The sequence below is a fragment of the Orrella sp. JC864 genome (assembly GCF_037026685.1).
Lineage (GTDB): Bacteria > Pseudomonadota > Gammaproteobacteria > Burkholderiales > Burkholderiaceae_B > Orrella.
Window position 1 is genome coordinate 1 of the sequence record NZ_JBANET010000051.1, and the last position, 1,339, is coordinate 1,339.

Annotated in this window: 1 protein-coding gene; it reads left to right on the top strand. The window is 54.7% G+C overall.

Annotated features, from left to right (window positions below):
• Positions 1-607: 607 nt before the first annotated feature.
• A partial coding sequence (locus V8Z80_RS20840) for an AAA domain-containing protein (RefSeq protein ID WP_336063332.1) occupies positions 608-1,339 on the top strand: 732 nt, incomplete at its 3' end.

The window sequence follows — 1,339 nt, forward strand, 5'->3', positions numbered from 1 at the left end:
CTCACGGCCAGTGCCTTCTCGGCTCATGCGGGATTTCGTACGTCCATAGGGCGGTGGATGCAGGCACTGTGCCGCTCCGCAGGCAGAGAACCGCTTCCATGCCTAAGAATCCTGGCTCTCATGCCGTGGATGCGGGACGTCCAAATCCCCGCGATCGGTCAACGGAAGCTTACGGAGGGCCTCGAACTCGATTAGATCTTGACATATTATTCAACCAAGATTTGATATTACCGACGACAGGTATTCAGGCACTACCAAAAAGGGCATCAGTCAGTGTGTTGCTTACTAACTCGTCGTAACAGGGTAGATATACCGCCTGCAACTACCGAACGCAGGGACTTTTGACAACGGCGCACTCTTCGGGAGAATCAAACTGATTTGAGCCGAAGGCTGTGTGGAGAACAGAAAGTCCGCGCGCTCTCGATGTCGTCAATCATGCTCCCGCCTGCGCTGTGCATCGCCTTAGGCCACTCGCTACACTCGGTGGCGGCAAAGTCATGTTTCCCATGAGGCGATGGTGGCAAAATATCCTGATTAGGAAATAACGGCAGCCAATATCCGGCTTGAGAGCGCAGATGGCTGCCGTACACACACGCTTAAGGAAAGTATGGTATCGATCCAGGTGAATGGCGAGGACAAAACTGCAGAAATCACCAGTTGGCATATCTGGAACGATAAGGAGGAAGGTCTGCAACTGAGGTGCTTCTACCTAAAAAAGGGGAAGGCCTCACACGCACTCGACGACTGCATCATCTTGCCCACTCGCAAACTGGGTGAGATGTTACTGACCGAGTCCGGCAGCGCGATCGTCAAGCCAATTGCCAAGGCGACGATCTACGGAGAGCGGTATGCCGTCGTGTTTCATCGAGACTCTGACCAACCCTATGTCTACAAGATGGACGATGTCGGTTTTACCGTGCCGACGGCAGTGAAGGATGCACCGGTTTTCCACTATTTCACAGCCGTGGCGAAGGCCCGGCAAAATCGCGCGGAGTCGCAGATTGATAGTAAAACAACCACCAATATCGTGCGCCAGCTGGAAAACCTGCCCGCTAGTGTCGACACCGCCTTGCAGGCGTACTGCACCGGGCGCAACGGCACGCTAGCGCCGGGCCTACAGTTAATCTATCCGTTCGGCCTGAACGAAAGCCAGCTCACGGCTGTCGAACAAGCCTTCCGCGCGCAGGTCAGCGTAATTCAGGGTCCACCAGGAACCGGCAAAACCCAAACCATCCTCAACATCCTCGCCAATATCCTGTTGCGTGAGCAGACGGTGGCGGTACTGTCCAACAACAATGCGGCGGTGGAAAACGTCTACGAGAAGCTGGAAAAATGCGGC